The 13,915-nt window shown below is 34.2% G+C and carries 18 protein-coding genes and 2 pseudogenes; 1 reads left to right on the plus strand and 19 read right to left on the minus strand.

The window, feature by feature from the left end:
* Positions 1–90: 90 nt before the first annotated feature.
* From P5P89_RS09525 to P5P89_RS09590, 14 genes and pseudogenes are all read right to left on the minus strand, one after another.
* Positions 91–1,259 (minus strand): annotated as a pseudogene (locus P5P89_RS09525) (DUF2062 domain-containing protein).
* A gap of 18 nt (positions 1,260–1,277) precedes the next feature.
* A complete protein-coding gene (locus tag P5P89_RS09530) occupies positions 1,278–1,763 on the minus strand; it encodes a hypothetical protein (protein WP_278011699.1) in 486 nt (161 codons plus the stop codon).
* Positions 1,764–1,765: 2 nt separating this feature from the next.
* Positions 1,766–2,137 carry an ApeI family dehydratase gene (locus P5P89_RS09535; protein ID WP_278011700.1) on the minus strand — a complete coding sequence of 124 codons (372 nt, stop codon included), beginning with the start codon at positions 2,135–2,137 and terminating at the stop codon, positions 1,766–1,768.
* 12 nt (positions 2,138–2,149) lie between these two features.
* On the minus strand, positions 2,150–2,788 hold the full coding sequence (locus P5P89_RS09540; protein WP_278011701.1) for a porin family protein: 639 nt from the start codon (positions 2,786–2,788) through the stop codon (positions 2,150–2,152).
* Between the two features lie 3 nt (positions 2,789–2,791).
* Entirely contained in the window at positions 2,792–3,403 is a 612-nt protein-coding gene (locus P5P89_RS09545) for an outer membrane beta-barrel protein (RefSeq protein WP_278011702.1), read from the minus strand.
* A complete protein-coding gene (locus P5P89_RS09550) occupies positions 3,403–3,990 on the minus strand; it encodes a porin family protein (RefSeq protein ID WP_278011703.1) in 588 nt (195 codons plus the stop codon). The genes P5P89_RS09545 and P5P89_RS09550 overlap by 1 nt, the downstream gene beginning before the upstream one ends.
* Before the next feature lie 29 nt (positions 3,991–4,019).
* A complete protein-coding gene (gene lolB2 / locus P5P89_RS09555) occupies positions 4,020–4,655 on the minus strand; it encodes a flexirubin biosynthesis protein LolB2 (protein WP_278011704.1) in 636 nt (211 codons plus the stop codon).
* A complete protein-coding gene (lolA2, locus tag P5P89_RS09560) occupies positions 4,621–5,256 on the minus strand; it encodes a flexirubin biosynthesis/transport protein LolA2 (RefSeq protein WP_278011705.1) in 636 nt (211 codons plus the stop codon). The genes lolB2 and lolA2 overlap by 35 nt, the downstream gene beginning before the upstream one ends.
* Positions 5,246–5,470, minus strand: a complete 225-nt coding sequence (locus P5P89_RS09565) for a polysaccharide deacetylase family protein (protein ID WP_278011706.1) — start codon at positions 5,468–5,470, stop codon at positions 5,246–5,248. Before P5P89_RS09565 ends, lolA2 begins: the two co-directional genes overlap by 11 nt.
* A gap of 17 nt (positions 5,471–5,487) precedes the next feature.
* Positions 5,488–6,021, minus strand: coding sequence for a polysaccharide deacetylase family protein (locus tag P5P89_RS09570; RefSeq protein ID WP_278011707.1), 534 nt, complete (start codon positions 6,019–6,021; stop codon positions 5,488–5,490).
* Complete coding sequence (locus P5P89_RS09575; RefSeq protein WP_278011708.1) at positions 6,018–7,082, minus strand: beta-ketoacyl synthase N-terminal-like domain-containing protein; 1,065 nt, start codon at positions 7,080–7,082, stop codon at positions 6,018–6,020. The genes P5P89_RS09570 and P5P89_RS09575 overlap by 4 nt, the downstream gene beginning before the upstream one ends.
* A complete protein-coding gene (locus P5P89_RS09580) occupies positions 7,082–8,278 on the minus strand; it encodes a beta-ketoacyl-[acyl-carrier-protein] synthase family protein (protein WP_278011709.1) in 1,197 nt (398 codons plus the stop codon). The genes P5P89_RS09575 and P5P89_RS09580 overlap by 1 nt, the downstream gene beginning before the upstream one ends.
* A 109-nt stretch (positions 8,279–8,387) precedes the next feature.
* On the minus strand, positions 8,388–8,645 hold the full coding sequence (locus P5P89_RS09585) for a phosphopantetheine-binding protein (RefSeq protein WP_025571885.1): 258 nt from the start codon (positions 8,643–8,645) through the stop codon (positions 8,388–8,390).
* Positions 8,646–8,647: 2 nt separating this feature from the next.
* The gene (locus P5P89_RS09590; protein ID WP_278011710.1) at positions 8,648–9,265 is read right to left on the minus strand and encodes a beta-ketoacyl-[acyl-carrier-protein] synthase family protein; all 618 of its coding nucleotides are present in this window, start codon (positions 9,263–9,265) and stop codon (positions 8,648–8,650) included.
* 24 nt (positions 9,266–9,289) lie between these two features.
* Here P5P89_RS09590 and P5P89_RS09595 point away from each other — a divergent pair, with 24 nt between their 5' ends.
* Entirely contained in the window at positions 9,290–9,475 is a 186-nt protein-coding gene (locus P5P89_RS09595) for a hypothetical protein (protein ID WP_278011711.1), read from the plus strand.
* On the opposite strand, the gene P5P89_RS09600 is transcribed toward P5P89_RS09595, so the two are convergent.
* The 5 genes and pseudogenes from P5P89_RS09600 to P5P89_RS09620 all read right to left on the minus strand — a co-directional run bounded on the left by P5P89_RS09600 (position 9,446) and on the right by P5P89_RS09620 (position 13,898).
* Complete coding sequence (locus P5P89_RS09600; RefSeq protein WP_278011712.1) at positions 9,446–10,027, minus strand: Fic/DOC family protein; 582 nt, start codon at positions 10,025–10,027, stop codon at positions 9,446–9,448. The genes P5P89_RS09595 and P5P89_RS09600 overlap by 30 nt on opposite strands.
* Positions 10,028–10,030: 3 nt before the next feature.
* The gene (locus P5P89_RS09605; protein ID WP_278011713.1) at positions 10,031–11,170 is read right to left on the minus strand and encodes a beta-ketoacyl synthase N-terminal-like domain-containing protein; all 1,140 of its coding nucleotides are present in this window, start codon (positions 11,168–11,170) and stop codon (positions 10,031–10,033) included.
* A 331-nt stretch (positions 11,171–11,501) separates the two neighbouring features.
* Positions 11,502–11,952: pseudogene (locus P5P89_RS09610) on the minus strand (acyl-CoA thioesterase).
* Positions 11,927–13,210, minus strand: coding sequence for an ABC transporter permease (locus P5P89_RS09615; RefSeq protein ID WP_278011714.1), 1,284 nt, complete (start codon positions 13,208–13,210; stop codon positions 11,927–11,929). The pseudogene P5P89_RS09610 and the gene P5P89_RS09615 overlap by 26 nt, the downstream one beginning before the upstream one ends.
* Positions 13,200–13,898 (minus strand): ABC transporter ATP-binding protein, encoded by a 699-nt coding sequence (locus tag P5P89_RS09620; protein ID WP_278012006.1) that lies wholly within the window; start codon positions 13,896–13,898, stop codon positions 13,200–13,202. Before P5P89_RS09620 ends, P5P89_RS09615 begins: the two co-directional genes overlap by 11 nt.
* Positions 13,899–13,915 lie beyond the last annotated feature (17 nt).

Below are 13,915 nucleotides of genomic sequence, written 5' to 3' on the forward strand. Positions count from 1 at the left end.
TATAGCTTAAATTTTTCAGCCACAAATTCACGAATTTATTTTGAATAAATTGTACTAATTTGAGAATTCGTAGCGAATTGACATAGAATTTTATTCTGTACGTTTTTTAGTAAAAGCGGTTAAAAGAAAATAACTTATTAAACCAGCTGATAACGCCGAAACGGATGCTAAAATAAGACTTCCTACGATATATTGAGCGGCATTTTTTTGAATATCGTCAAACGTCATCGAACTGTCCAAAAAAAGTGAAGTATCAGAAGGGACAAAAATGCTTCCTATTTTTAGAGAACCGTAAATAATAAAAGGAATGAAAGGAGGAAAACTAACATTGGAAGTTAAAAAAGCAATGACTTTGTTAAGCCTGAATAATGCGGCTAAAGCAAAAAGCAAAATGGTCTGAAAACCCCAGAAAGGAGAAAGACCAATAAAAATTCCTAAAGCGATTGCAGCGGATTTTTTAAAATTTGAATCCTTGCTTTCTAAAATATCTTCGAGAAAGAATTTTTTAAAACCTTTTTTTTTGCTCTTCTGAAAAAATCCCTTGGTTTGATGTAAAGCAGCGCATTTGTTACCAAAACGGTATTTAGAATACTGATTCTGGTAAAGTCACGAAACGGACGAAAATGAGAAACACGTTCTGCAGGATCGTACAAAACCTGAATCGGAATGTTTTTTACCACAATTCCTTTCCATGCAGCACGTACAATAACTTCAATTTCAAACTCAAATTTATTGGTATAAAATCGTTTTGGTAACAATCGAAGCGGATATAATCTAAAACCAGATTGCGTATCGTCAAGTTTGATTCCGGTTTCAAACTTAAACCAGAAGTTCGAAAATTTGTTTCCAAAACTACTTTTTTTCGGCACATTTTCCTGTGTCATATTCCGGCTTCCAATCAACAGCGAATTGGGTTCTTCCTGTATGGCAGCAATAAAATTTGGAATATCGGAAGCAAAATGCTGCCCGTCAGAATCGATTGTGATGGCGTATTCGAATTTCATTTCGATTGCTTTTCGAAAACCATTTCTAAGCGCGCGCCCTTTTCCTAAATTTTTAGGATGATGAATTTGCGTAAGCTGCGGATATTGTTTTAAAATGTTGAAAGTTTCATCAGTCGAACCGTCATTAACAATAATGACACTTGGAGTGAAATCTAAAACAGAGTCCAATACTTTTTTTAGTGTTTTACGGTTATTGTATGTCGGTACAATAACGCAAAAGTTAGTCGAATTAAGTAGTTCCTGCTGTGATTTCATGTGGCGTTTTTTGGGCTTTTATTTTACAAATTGCTTCTCTTTTTCAGAGAAACTTTTAGATTGCAAAACAAAATCTTTAAGATAATCTTTCAAAGCCGCACCCTGCGAAGCATAATACGTTGTTATGAATTTTTTATCTTCTTTAATATTTTTCTTGTAGCCCGTAATTCCCGGAACATCTTCCTGAATGCTCAGTCTGATCATTCGCATTTCGATATTACTGGGATCACTTTTTATTGTGGCTTCAAGTAATTTTGCACCTTCTTTAAAACGCTCAATTTTTTCACCTAATTTTTTTTCAAATTTTGATTCCAGTAAAATGGAAGCCGCTTTGTAAGCCACTAAAATTTTATCATCATTATTGGAAATGCCTGCAAGTTTTGTTACAAATTCTTTGGCATTATTTTCAGATTTTGTAACGTCAGCATACATTTTTCGAATAGCAGCCAAATCCGGATTGCCTGCAAAATTTACCAGTAAAAGTAATGTCAGTAGCAGTTTCATACTTAAAGTTTTTTATATACGTTGCTCAGTTTTAAAGCAACGGTGTCATTAAAATAAGTTGTGTTTTTTACTTTAACCAAATTGTCTTCGGTTGTTGCAATATCGAGTTCCAGACGTAATTCCGGAGTGCTTTCCGGATTTATGAGAGCCATAAATTTTACATTCGAAAGCGTCTGAATCATTAAAGTTTCATGAGTGATTTTCTCTGTCAGTTCTTTAATAATCTGAATCATGCAAACACCAGGCATAATTGGGTTTCCAGGAAAATGACCTTTGAAAACTTCATGTTTTTCATTGATCAGAATCGTAATGATATACTTAGAATCGGATATTTTTTCTTCCGAAATTATTTTGTAAAAGTCTTTTAAAACCATATTTTTTTATTTTCAAAATGTATAGGCCGCACCTATTTGATAAACTAAATTAGTATTTATACTAGCTGCTCCGTTAGTATCATCAAATGCATCTCTCGTTCCTTTTTTTATTCTTGCTTCCAGTGCGATACCTTTGTACAAATTAAATCCAGCACCACCAATAATTCCAAAATCAATATCTTCACCTTTTGAAACGGATGTAAAAAAGCCATTTGATTTATCATATTCGATTTCATCTCCAATGACAAAGTCAATATATGGACCAGCAAGGAGATATACTTTTTCAGTGATATTAAATTTATTTATAGTAACAAAAGATAAATACCGTAATGAAATATCCACATTTCTGTTTTCAGTAATCGTTTCTGACTGGCCATCAGGTAAACGGTCATAATAAAATCCTTCAATAGAAGCTTTTGCTCCTTGTCTGGAATAAGTTACTTCAGGCTGTAAAGTATAAAATCTACTCAATTTCAAAGCACCAAAGCCACCAAAGTAGAAATCAGTTTTACTGTTCACATCAAAATCAGTTTTAGAAATTTTAGAAAGGTTAACTCCTGCATGGATTCCAGGTTTAAAAGTTACCTGAGCTTGTATTTTTAAGAATGCAAACAAAGAAAATGCAATAAATGCTAAATTTTTTTTACTCATAGTTTATTGTACCTTGAAAGAATAACTAATTCCTATTTGAAAATTGATATTTGTATTATAATCGCCAAAAAGATAATTATCATTAGAATCATTGTAATAATAATCACTATCTAATATGTCGTAAAAACCTTTTTTAAATCGGGCTTCAAACGTTAAACCTGATGGCAGACGATAGCCAATTCCGGTAACAAAAGCCAAATCATTAGCATCTTTTCTTTTGACTAAATTATGATTTACAAGAAAATCTGCCGATGGACCAAATTGTATCTGAATACCGGGGCCAAAAGTAAACTTATTTAACAATGTAAACGAAAAATAATCAAGTCTTAAATTTTCTTTATTAAATTTTTCAGTACCTGAATTCTCATCATTGTAATTTCGGACCACATTGTCAGAACCTTGTCTGCTGTATGTTATCTCGGGCTGAAGAGCATAATATTTACCCAGCCTGATTTCGCTAAAACCACCTACATAAAAATCTTTTTTATAAGTGGAGTGTGTTTCCGAAATCGTAGAAAAACCCAATCCCGTTCTTATTCCCGGTTTGAAACTAACTTGGGCCTGTGCCTGTATGATAAAAAACAGAGCTATTATACTTTTATAGTTTAATTTCATTACATTTTAAAAGTATAACTGATACCAAGCTGAAAGACCTGATTCAAAATTATTTCGTCATAATAATAGTCATCATCAACTCCGTCATAGCCGTAAATATCTACAAATCCTTGTTTGATTCTCGCTTCAAAGGTCAGGCCATTTGGTAATGTATATCCAACACCAGCAACAATGGCAAGGTCAAAACCTTCAGGATTAGTATTGATATAATTATCAGAAACTTTAAAATCTAAAGAAGGTCCTGCTAATATGTGAAATCCGCTTCCACCAAAGTTAAATTTAGCAACGGCACCAAGTGTTATATAATTCAGTTCATATTTTTCAGAATAATAGCGGCCATTTTCAAAGTATCTTCCTTCATCACCTTGTCTTGAATACGTTATTTCAGGCTGTAATGAGAAATACCTGTTGAATTTAATATCTACTAATCCACCAAGATAAAAATCTGTTTTAGTTTTATTATCATCAATATTGGTTAATGTAGAGAAGTTTAAACCCCCTCTGATTCCCGGGCTGACCCTTACCTGCGCCTGAGATGTTATTAGACCTATAAATAAAACGAATGTTATTAAAGTTACTTTTTTCATTGTGTATTTGGTTTAGGTTAATTTATTTTTTATTCTGATTTAAAATAATTTAGCTCAATTTTCAATTTTATATTTTGATGTAAAATGACTACTTTTTTAGCAAAAATATCGTTTTCTAAAGTAAAAGTAATTGTTATTTTATCTTTTGTTTTAGAGGAACGGACTACTTTTTCTAATTTTTGATCTTTTTTGGAGAAGAAAAGATAGTTGTCACGTTTCCCGTCTGCCGATTTATAAATGTTACTTTCCTCGTTTTCGAATTGTTCCTGAAGCAGATATTTGTTTTTGAGAAGCAGCCTAAAATCTTCTTCTAAGGTGTTAATCAGGATTTTCCTGTCGAGTTCAGAAACAATCGAATTGACTTTAAAATCGTTTTCAGAGATTTCAAAGTCCATTAATTTGTTGCCGAATTCAGTTGTAAAAACGACTCGGTGTGTGGTATCATTTATTTTTTTGGCGATAAAAATTCCGGACATTTCGTGACCATAAACCGAGATATTGGTTTTGTAAACATAATCGGTTTTGGAGTCTGAAAAATAAGGAACCTCAATAGTTGTTTTAACTAATTTTTTAGACGTATAATTTTTTGTGACTGAACCACAGGAAATCAAAACAATCGCCAGAAAACAATTAATTAGTAAAAACTGAATCGTCGATTTTTGCATTGATCACTTTATTTTTAAGTACAATTCGGGTATAATCGTCAGATGATTCTAACAGTTTTACCTGAACCACAGTGGCTTCTTCTTTCTCAAATGTCAGTTCGATCTGTTTGATGTATTTTTTCAGTGTAGCATCTTTCGGAATAAACTTCGCCAGATTTTGCCCTTTTAATTTAAAATATGAAATCGTAAATTCCTTATCGTCAAACATATTTCCGCTTACGCTCCCCACAATTAGTTTATTGATTCGGCCAAAGATTTTGCTGTTGCCAATATCAACGGCACTTTTCTTTCCTTCATCGTTAATCAGGATTTTTCCATTTTTGAAAACGATGCTGTAATTGTATGGTTTTTTGTATTGCCAGGACAATAACGCCGGTTCTTTAAAAAACATTTTCCCTGAAGTTTCAATGTCTTTTGATAAAAAGTCTAAATGTTTGTATTGTATAAAATCAGTGCTTAGAGATTTGATTTTTTTGGACACCACATTTACATCTTCTTTAAATTGAGTGATTTCTGCAGCAGTCATTTTTTGTTCCTGTGCGAACATCGAAAAAATGCTAATGTTCAGGAAAAAAAGAAAAATATATAATTTAGTTTTCATAAGCTTTAAGGTTCAAAAGTTCTTCAATCGAAACGACCAGGTAATTATTTTGCTGTAAAAATTGCAAAAACTGTTCCAATACCAAAACAGAGTGTGGCCCCGTGTCGTGCAAAAGTACAATTCCGCCGGGAGAAACCCGTTTTTTAATTCGATTCAAAATCAATTCCGGATTTTTTAGTCCGCCGTCAAGCGAACGAATATTCCAGCCAATCACTTTGTGTCCTGTAATTTTTAAAGCTCTTCGAATCGAAGGTGTCGTGACTCCATAAGGCGGACGAAAAAAGTTGATTTTTTTGAAGTCAATTTTTCCAGAAGCCTATCTGTTTTTTGAAGATCTTCAGTTATTTTTTTGGCATTATAAAAATCAAAGAATTTAGAATGAGAATACGAATGATTTCCAAACAAATGACCTTCGTCAATTACTTTTTGAAGAATTTCAGGATGCGTTTCAATATTTTTTCCAATGCAAAAAAAAGTCGCTTTGGCATTGTATTTTTTCAGAATCTCTAAAACTTCCAAAGTATAAACGCTCGGTCCGTCATCAAACGTTAAAGCAATTTTTTTTTCTGTTTCTAAAGGATTACTGCAAAACGCTTTTACATGATAATTCGAAGAAATTCTGGCAGAACCAAAAGCATTTATTCCCATCCAGATCAAAATAAATAAAATAAACCACCAAAAATTAATTGCGATATAAAGTTTCAAAAGAACCAATAAAAGCAATAAAATGATAAAAAATATCGAAATGTTTTTATGCGTTATCATTTTGAAAGCAACGTAAAACTATGATTTTTTCCGTTTAATTGATTGTACAATAAAATGGTATTATAAGTTGGTTTTGCAACCGAATTCACCTTTATAATTTCAGGAATTTCCTGTGTTTTCAAAATTTTGGCAGCCATCCAAAAAGCAAAAGCCGAAGCGGTATCATATTCGCCGCTTAAATGTTTGTAATACAGCTGAGGTGTTTGGGCAAAAGCATTTACAGCAAGATTTTTATAATAATTTTCGAAAGCTGCATTTCCGTCAAAGCCTAAAACTAAAGCATCAATATCGGAAATTTCTAAATTATTGGATTGTAGAAAAGATTTAATCTCAGCTTCAATTTCATTTTCTTCAAGTGTATTTACGATGGCAATATCCAGAATTTCAGCGTAAGTAGTATCTTTTCTTTCATTTTCTAAAACAAAAAAACTGGCACCTTCTCCATAAACAGCACCACTTGTACTAGAAGTTAAAACATCGTATGGAGCTGAATTGTCTTGTTTGATTCTTCCGTTTAATTTGAAAAGGGCAGTGGTGTAATCGCCGTTTTCATCAACGCCCCCAACTAAAATAGAATTAGCTTCCTCTTTTTCAATCTGCATTTTTGCATCAATCAAAGCCGATTCAAAAGAAACCGCGCCATTCACGTAAGTGAAATTATAACCTTTACATTGCTGTAAAAGTGCAATTTGTGCACCAACTGTATTATGAGTCGATTGAATGAAAGAAGTTGGCGTTAGAAACTCTTCGTTATTATCTAAAATACTTTTTAGGAATTTTTCAGAATCTTCGATACAGCCTAAACCTGTTCCGGTTATAATCGCATCAACATTTTCAACATTGGCATCTTTCATGGCCAAAGCCGAAGCTACGATTCCGTTTTTCACCCCTTTTGCCATTCTTCTGCTGGCAGCTGGAGAAATGTATTCTTTGTACGCCGGCGGAACAATTGCCAGCACATTTTCGTTATGATTTACAACCGCTTCTTCTAAAAAAACGGTATCAAATGTTTTTTGAGTCGAAATACAGCCTACTCCATTTATATATGTTTTTTTACTCATCAGCTTTTTGAAAATATAAGGGTGGAACAGTTTCCTCCAAATCCAAAAGAGTTGGACAAAACGTGTTCGATGTTTTTATTTTTTAGAGAAGTTTGCGGTGTTAAATCAAATTCTTCCATTTGAATTTCAAAATTCAAATTCGGATAAACCACATTATTCTGAATGGCCAAAACACTGTACACAGCTTCAATTGCTGCGGCCGCTGCTAAAGTGTGGCCTGTAAAAGGTTTTGTAGAACTGAAATCCGGAACTTTTTCGTCTTCGTAAATTCTTTTTAAAGCTCTTCCCTCCGATAAATCGTTGTTTGGTGTTGCGGTTCCGTGTACGTTGATGTAGTCGATTTCAGAAGGTTTTAAACCTGAAACTTCAAACGCTTTTTTCATTGCCAGATAGGCGCCATCTCCATTTTCGGAAGATGCAGTCTGATGGAAAGCGTCATTTGCATTTCCGTAGCCTGAAACTCTTGCCAGCACTTTCTTATTTTGTTTTGCGACAATTTCATCCGATTCTAAAACTAAGTAAGCTGCTGCTTCGCCAAGATTTAAACCTTTACGATTGTTGTCAAAAGGTTTATTGTAATCGTCAGATAAAATCATCAAAGTCTTAAAACCATTGATAGTGAATTTTGCCAAAGCATCGGCTCCGCCTACAATCACGCGATCTAATTTTCCGGTTTTGACCAATCTTGCGCCAAGCATAATCGAATTGGCTGCAGACGAACAAGCCGTACTGATTGTCGTAACCATTCCTTTTAAACCCAACTCTTCTGCAATTTTATCTGCCACATCACCACCGTCATGGCAGGTAATATATTTTACCAGTTCCGGTTTTTCGAAATAATTGTAATAATGTTTTTCGGTCATATCCATTCCGCCCACACTGGTGGCAGAAATCAGTCCGGTCCTGAATTCATTAATATCAGAAATACCGGCATTTTCAACAGCTTGTCTGGCTGCCAGAGTGCCAATCATAGCGGTTCTCGAAAAGTTATTATTTTCAGAAAGCTGTAATTCGGCAACCAGTTCTTCATTGGTTTTTTTGATTTCACCAACTTTGATCACATCGGCGTGAACTGTCGGAATATTTTGAATATTCGAAATACCAATCTTGTTTTCGATCAAAGAAATATAATTTTCCTCGACTGAATTCCCAATCGCAGAAATAATTCCCATGCCCGTTATTGCGACACCTTTCATTTTTTAGACTTGCTTAGATTATTAGAATTTTAGATAGTAGACTTCTTAGATTCCAGACTCAGATACTTTTCTCTAAATAGTCTAAAAATCTAAGCCAGTCTAAGCAGTCTTATTTCGTTCTGTTCGCGCTGATATAAGCCGCCATCGTTTCGATAGACTGGAAAATAGATTTTCCTTCTTTCGGATCCACTAATTTAATTCCGTAATCTTTATCTAAAATCACGATCAGTTCAAGTGCATCAATCGAGTCTAAGCCTAAACCGTCTCCGAACAAAGGATCGTTATCAGCAATATCTTCTACAGCGATATCTTCAAGGTTTAGGGTTGTAATGATTTTGTTTTTTAATTCTGCTTTTAATTCTTCCATGATTATTTATGGTATAATGTATTGATATTTTCGTTTTTATAATTTTCGTTTTCTTCGGGACTTATGATGCAAAGAAACGCTTTGTAATTGTCATTAAAAAATTCGACCCAGCCGCAAAGCACTAAATCTGCTTTATTTGTATTTAGTAAAATGTTAGAATAATTCGATAAAAATTCACCGTTAAAGGCATCAAATATAAAGAAAGAATTTTCACTTTTAAGCTGATGGCGGATACTTATTTCACCCAGACAAATATTGGGCAGCGTATAAACAAAAACCGCCGGACTAGGATAATAGTTTTCTTTGTCTGAAATCGATTCCTGGTATTTTACATCGGTATCTAAACTCGAAGATTTATTAGCCAAAACCAAAGCGATATTATTTTCTTCCTTAGAAGAAGTTATCGGACTCAAAAGCAATTCTGCACCTAAAAAAGCCAATTTGCTCAAAGTATCCATTTTGAAAAACTTCGAATATTGAATGTCAAAATTACGATACGCTTGTTTGGCAAAATCGGCAAAATCTGTTGGTTCAATTTTGAATACAGGAGTTCCGTTCAAAACAATTTCGTTGTTTTGGATGGTGATGTAGGATTGTATGTAGGTTTTGTTTTGAGTCATTGTTTTTTGTAACTTTGTCAAGTTATGAAATTCTACGAAAAATATCCGCAATTAAAAAACAAGAGCTTTTTATCAAAAGTTCTTGCTGATACTGTATTTTCTACAATGTCTTTAGAAGATCAGCAAGTTTCTAAAAGCAAAGTTGTCAAAATTGTTGATGCCATTTTAAAGGATAAAGAATTAAAAGGAAATCAATTCTTCACTAATTAATTGATTTAATAATTTATAATCTCCATTGTCAGCAGCTTTCATTGCGCTAATATAAAATTTTCTGCTTCCGCCTTCTCTGTGATATAATTCTAAAGGTTGATATCCAAACTTTAATGCGATAAGATTCATCAAAATTCTTCCAGTCCTTCCATTTCCATTATTGAAAGGATGAATTTTTATAAATTCATAATGTGCATAGACTAAGCAATCAACATGATCTTCTAAAGTTTTAGAAATGGAAATTTTAAAATTAAGATTATCTAGAAACTGATACATGGCTTGTAAAACTATTACTGGTTTTGGTGGAATTAGTTGTCCAACAGAAACTTCTGTTGTTCTCCATTTTCCAGCCCAATCGTAAAGTTGTTCAAATGCAATTTTATGAATTTCTAAAACAAGTGTTGTTGAAATATCAACATCAGTTTCTAGTTCAAAAGTAAAAAGCTCTGCTTTAGCAATTCCAGATGCTTCAAATTCATTGATTTGATTTTTATCAGTCAAGCCAAGTAAATTATCATCAGGAAAAGGTGTCCAATTAGTTTGATTTTCCATATCTCATTTTATCTTTTCAAAAACCACAGCCGTATTGCAACCTCCAAAACCAGAAGCTGTTTTCAGAAAATAATTTATTTTCTTTTCTTCGTTTTTTTCAATAACATTTACAACTTCACTAACACCTATTTCATCAAAACCTTTTGATTCAAAAACTGTATTTTGATTAGCAGACTCAATCGCAATTACCGTTTCTAATAACCCCGAAGAGCCTAAGGTATGACCGTAAAAACCTTTTAAACTATTTACGGGAACATTTTGTAAATCTAAACGATTTAATGCAATGGCTTCCATTTCGTCATTGAACGGGGTTGCGGTTCCGTGTGCCGAAATATAATCTAATTTGTTGGCTTCAATTTGAGCTTCTTTCAAAGCATTCTGAATACTTCTGAACAAACCTTCACCCGTTCTTGATGGTCCCGAAATATGATTTGCATCGTTTATCGAACTGTCACCAATGACTTTTATTTTAGCATTTTTCGCTTCCGCCGAAACTAAAACGGCAGCCGTTGCTTCGCCCAAACTGACTCCGGTTCTGTTTTTAGAATACGGTTTGCAAGGCAGTTCGCTCATCGCCTGAAAAGCATTAAAACCAGACAAAACAAATTCTGAAACTTCGTCGCCAGCTACTACAAAAATGTGATTATAAAGCTCTGACTGAATCATTCTTTTGGCAATTGAAACTGCTAAAATTCCGGAAACACAGGCATTTGAAACTACGATGGGCTGTGTTTGAAACCCGAAGAAATTCGCAATAGTTGCAGCCAAAACATCTAAATGTGCGTTATTAAAACTTTCTTCGGATTGATTTTGTAAAGCCGTTATATTTCCTTTTGTGGTCGAAAGTATAAAAGCGGTTTTTGAATTTAATTGAACTCCTGAGTTTTTGATAATCGGCTCTAAAGCCAAAATCATCATTTTTTCTAAACGGGAATATTTGGTTTCGGAACTAATTTCCGCGAAAGCGTTATTTATATCTTCATCACTAATTATTGAAGCATAAAACGAATTGGGCATCAAAGAAACATCGTTGTGAAGCTGAATTCCGGAATCACCACGAAGAATCGCTTCGATGTTCGTTTCGACATCAAAACCTAAAGGTGTGATACAATTTGTTTCTGTGATGTATATTTCTTTTATCATTTTATTGTTTCATTTCTTGCAAGGTTTTAAAACCTTGTAGGTATGTTTTTTCTCAACACATAGAACATAGTTATCATAATCTTGTCATTCCGGCGAAGGAGGAATCTTCGTAAGTAACTCTACAAAGATTGATTTAGCATACGGAGTTTCAAGTGTGATTTCTCGTTCCTCGAAATGACAAAAATAACATATCGCTATGTGTAAAATCTAGATTTTATTTGATTCTTTTATTCACTTTTAAATTCTATGATTCTATGTGTTTAATTTTTTAGCACGCAGATCTAGCAGATCTAGCAGATTTTTATTTGTGCTAATTCGTGCAATCCGTGTTCTATTTCAACAACCCAACTTTTCGTTTCCATTCTTCATAAAAAGGAGGATTCGTCAGCATTAAATTTCCTGCTGCATCTAAAAAAACCTGGGTGGTTTCTCCTGTGCAGAGCCACTTCGCCTTTGGCATCAATTATTTTAAAACGATAAATCATTTTTGCGGCTGGCGTATCTACAACCGTAGTTTCAATTGTCACGACATCGCCATAACGCAAGGACAATTTATGCTCGCATTTAGATTTTACGATTGGTGTTGTATAACCAGTATTGCCAATATCTAAATACGTAAGTCCGTGCTGACGTCCAAAAGCCTCACGTCCATCTTCGAAATACGTAATATAATGACCATGCCAGACAATCCCAAGCGGATCTGTTTCGTTAAAACGAATTCTGATTTCGTGAGAAACGGTCAGGTTGGTGGCTTCGTTATACTGTTCTTTTCTTTTTGTCATAAAATAAGGCGATGGCGGTTGTAATAATGAAAAACAAAAATAACAAACTTATTTTTGGAATGATTGCGACGAAAGAACTGTTGCGCAATAAAACATCATAAAATGCTTCTAATCCCCAGTTCATTGGAGACGATTTTGCGATATACTGCATGATTTTCGGCATCGCAAAAACCGGAACCCAAACGCCTCCAATTGCTGCTAAAATGATTACACTTGTGGCACCAAAAGGAGCAGATTGTTCCTGTGTACTGGCGACAGTTCCTAATAAGATTCCGTAGCCGATTGCTGCGAAACCTGAAAATAGTGCTACAACACTTGTCAATATAAAGTGTCCTTCGATGTTTAAAGAAGGCAATCCGATTGAGGGGAATAAAAACACCGCAACGGCAACCATCATATAAAACTGGATCATACAAATGATCGAGTAGGTGATGGTTTTGCCAATAATCACAACTAAATTAGAAACGGGATTGGTTCTTAACCGAACAAAAGTTCCCTGTGTTTTTTCTTTTACAATATTGATCGATAACGGAATCACAATAAAAAAGATTGCAAATAGCGTCCAGGCCGGAACGTTGTGCTGAACCGAATTCGGAAGCACTTCTTTATTATTGATTCTCGGAATTATCTCTTTGAAAGTAATAAAGTTTTTTTGCTCAAAATTGATTGTTTCTTCCCCTAATTGTTTTTGAAAAGTCGAATAAATCGATTTGGTTTCAATCTGCGATATCATTTTGTCAATCGAACTCATGACAGCATTTTTGAAACTCATCTGAACCGCCGGATCAAAATACAGTTTTACCTCCTTTTCTTTAATGATGCGTTGAGGTTCTGTAGTTGCAGTGGTGTCTGTCAAACCTAAATTGCTGACAATTTTTTCTACATTCTGCTCGACTTTAGTTTGTAAATCAGAACTTAGATTTTCCGGAATTACAATCGCCAGCTGGAATTTTCCTTTGTACACATTTTCTCTGGCAATTTCTTCGGTAACCGGTTTATGGTCAATTTGTGTTACAACGGTAAAATAATTGCTCTTTTCTAAATTTTCAAAAACGGTTTTAGAAACAGATCCTTGATCTTTATCTACCAAAAGAATCTGAATTTTAGAATTGGATACCGTTTTAAAAGTACTGTCCTGAATTATGGTTACGGCAATTACCAAAACCAAAGGCATGACAAATAAAATAATGAGTCCGCCTAAATCTCTTTTTAACAAAAGAAATTCTTTTACTACCGACATCCAGATTTTATATATCATCTCTCAACGCTTTACCGGTTAATGAAATAAAAACATCTTCGAGATTTCGGGCATCTTTTGTAGCTTCAATCAATGCTGACGGAGTATTTTGCGCATAAATCTGTCCCTGATCTAAAATCGCAATTTGTGTGCAGAAATCTTCGGCTTCAGCCAAATGATGCGAGGTGTAAATAATAGTCGTTCCGTTTTGATTCAGCACTTTCAAATAATCAATAATCGCAGTTTTAGAATGTACATCAACACCGACAGTTGGTTCATCCAAAAACAAAACTTTCGGATTGTGCAGGATTCCGGCAATCAGGTTGACACGGCGTTTCATTCCGCCCGAAAAAGTCTGAACTTGTTTGTCGGCAAATTTCAATAATCCTAAAAGATCCAAAGCCTCGATTACTTTGTCTTTTAAATCTGAACCTTTCAAACCGTACATACTGCCAAAATAATGGAGATTTTCTCTTGCCGTCAAAGTCGGGTACAAGGCATATTCCTGAGGCACAACGCCTATGATTTTTTTGATTTTTGAAGCATGATGCTGATAGTCTAAACCATCAATTGTAAAATGTCCCGAAGTAGGTTTAATCAAACCGCAGAGCATGGAAATCAAGGTTGTTTTACCGGCACCATTTGGACCGAGTAAACCAAAAATCTGACCTTCATTGATTTCCAGCAAAACATTGTTCAAAGATAACATTTCGGCTTCTTTGTACT

The sequence above is a fragment of the Flavobacterium gyeonganense genome (assembly GCF_029625295.1).
GTDB lineage: Bacteria > Bacteroidota > Bacteroidia > Flavobacteriales > Flavobacteriaceae > Flavobacterium > Flavobacterium gyeonganense.

Excerpts from the sequence above, each read along its gene's own strand:
- P5P89_RS09530 (WP_278011699.1), bottom strand. The coding sequence starts at position 1,763 with ATGAAACTGCTACTGACATTACTTTTACTGGTAAATTTTGCAGGCAAT.
- P5P89_RS09535 (WP_278011700.1), bottom strand. The coding sequence starts at position 2,137 with ATGGTTTTAAAAGACTTTTACAAAATAATTTCGGAAGAAAAAATATCC.
- P5P89_RS09540 (WP_278011701.1), bottom strand. The coding sequence starts at position 2,788 with ATGAGTAAAAAAAATTTAGCATTTATTGCATTTTCTTTGTTTGCATTC.
- P5P89_RS09545 (WP_278011702.1), bottom strand. The coding sequence starts at position 3,403 with ATGAAATTAAACTATAAAAGTATAATAGCTCTGTTTTTTATCATACAG.
- P5P89_RS09550 (WP_278011703.1), bottom strand. The coding sequence starts at position 3,990 with ATGAAAAAAGTAACTTTAATAACATTCGTTTTATTTATAGGTCTAATA.
- lolB2 (WP_278011704.1), bottom strand. The coding sequence starts at position 4,655 with ATGCAAAAATCGACGATTCAGTTTTTACTAATTAATTGTTTTCTGGCG.
- lolA2 (WP_278011705.1), bottom strand. The coding sequence starts at position 5,256 with ATGAAAACTAAATTATATATTTTTCTTTTTTTCCTGAACATTAGCATT.
- P5P89_RS09570 (WP_278011707.1), bottom strand. The coding sequence starts at position 6,021 with ATGATAACGCATAAAAACATTTCGATATTTTTTATCATTTTATTGCTT.
- P5P89_RS09575 (WP_278011708.1), bottom strand. The coding sequence starts at position 7,082 with ATGAGTAAAAAAACATATATAAATGGAGTAGGCTGTATTTCGACTCAA.
- P5P89_RS09580 (WP_278011709.1), bottom strand. The coding sequence starts at position 8,278 with ATGAAAGGTGTCGCAATAACGGGCATGGGAATTATTTCTGCGATTGGG.
- P5P89_RS09585 (WP_025571885.1), bottom strand. The coding sequence starts at position 8,645 with ATGGAAGAATTAAAAGCAGAATTAAAAAACAAAATCATTACAACCCTA.
- P5P89_RS09590 (WP_278011710.1), bottom strand. The coding sequence starts at position 9,265 with ATGACTCAAAACAAAACCTACATACAATCCTACATCACCATCCAAAAC.
- P5P89_RS09595 (WP_278011711.1), top strand. The coding sequence starts at position 9,290 with ATGAAATTCTACGAAAAATATCCGCAATTAAAAAACAAGAGCTTTTTA.
- P5P89_RS09600 (WP_278011712.1), bottom strand. The coding sequence starts at position 10,027 with ATGGAAAATCAAACTAATTGGACACCTTTTCCTGATGATAATTTACTT.
- P5P89_RS09605 (WP_278011713.1), bottom strand. The coding sequence starts at position 11,170 with ATGATAAAAGAAATATACATCACAGAAACAAATTGTATCACACCTTTA.
- P5P89_RS09615 (WP_278011714.1), bottom strand. The coding sequence starts at position 13,210 with ATGATATATAAAATCTGGATGTCGGTAGTAAAAGAATTTCTTTTGTTA.
- P5P89_RS09620 (WP_278012006.1), bottom strand. The coding sequence starts at position 13,898 with ATGTTATCTTTGAACAATGTTTTGCTGGAAATCAATGAAGGTCAGATT.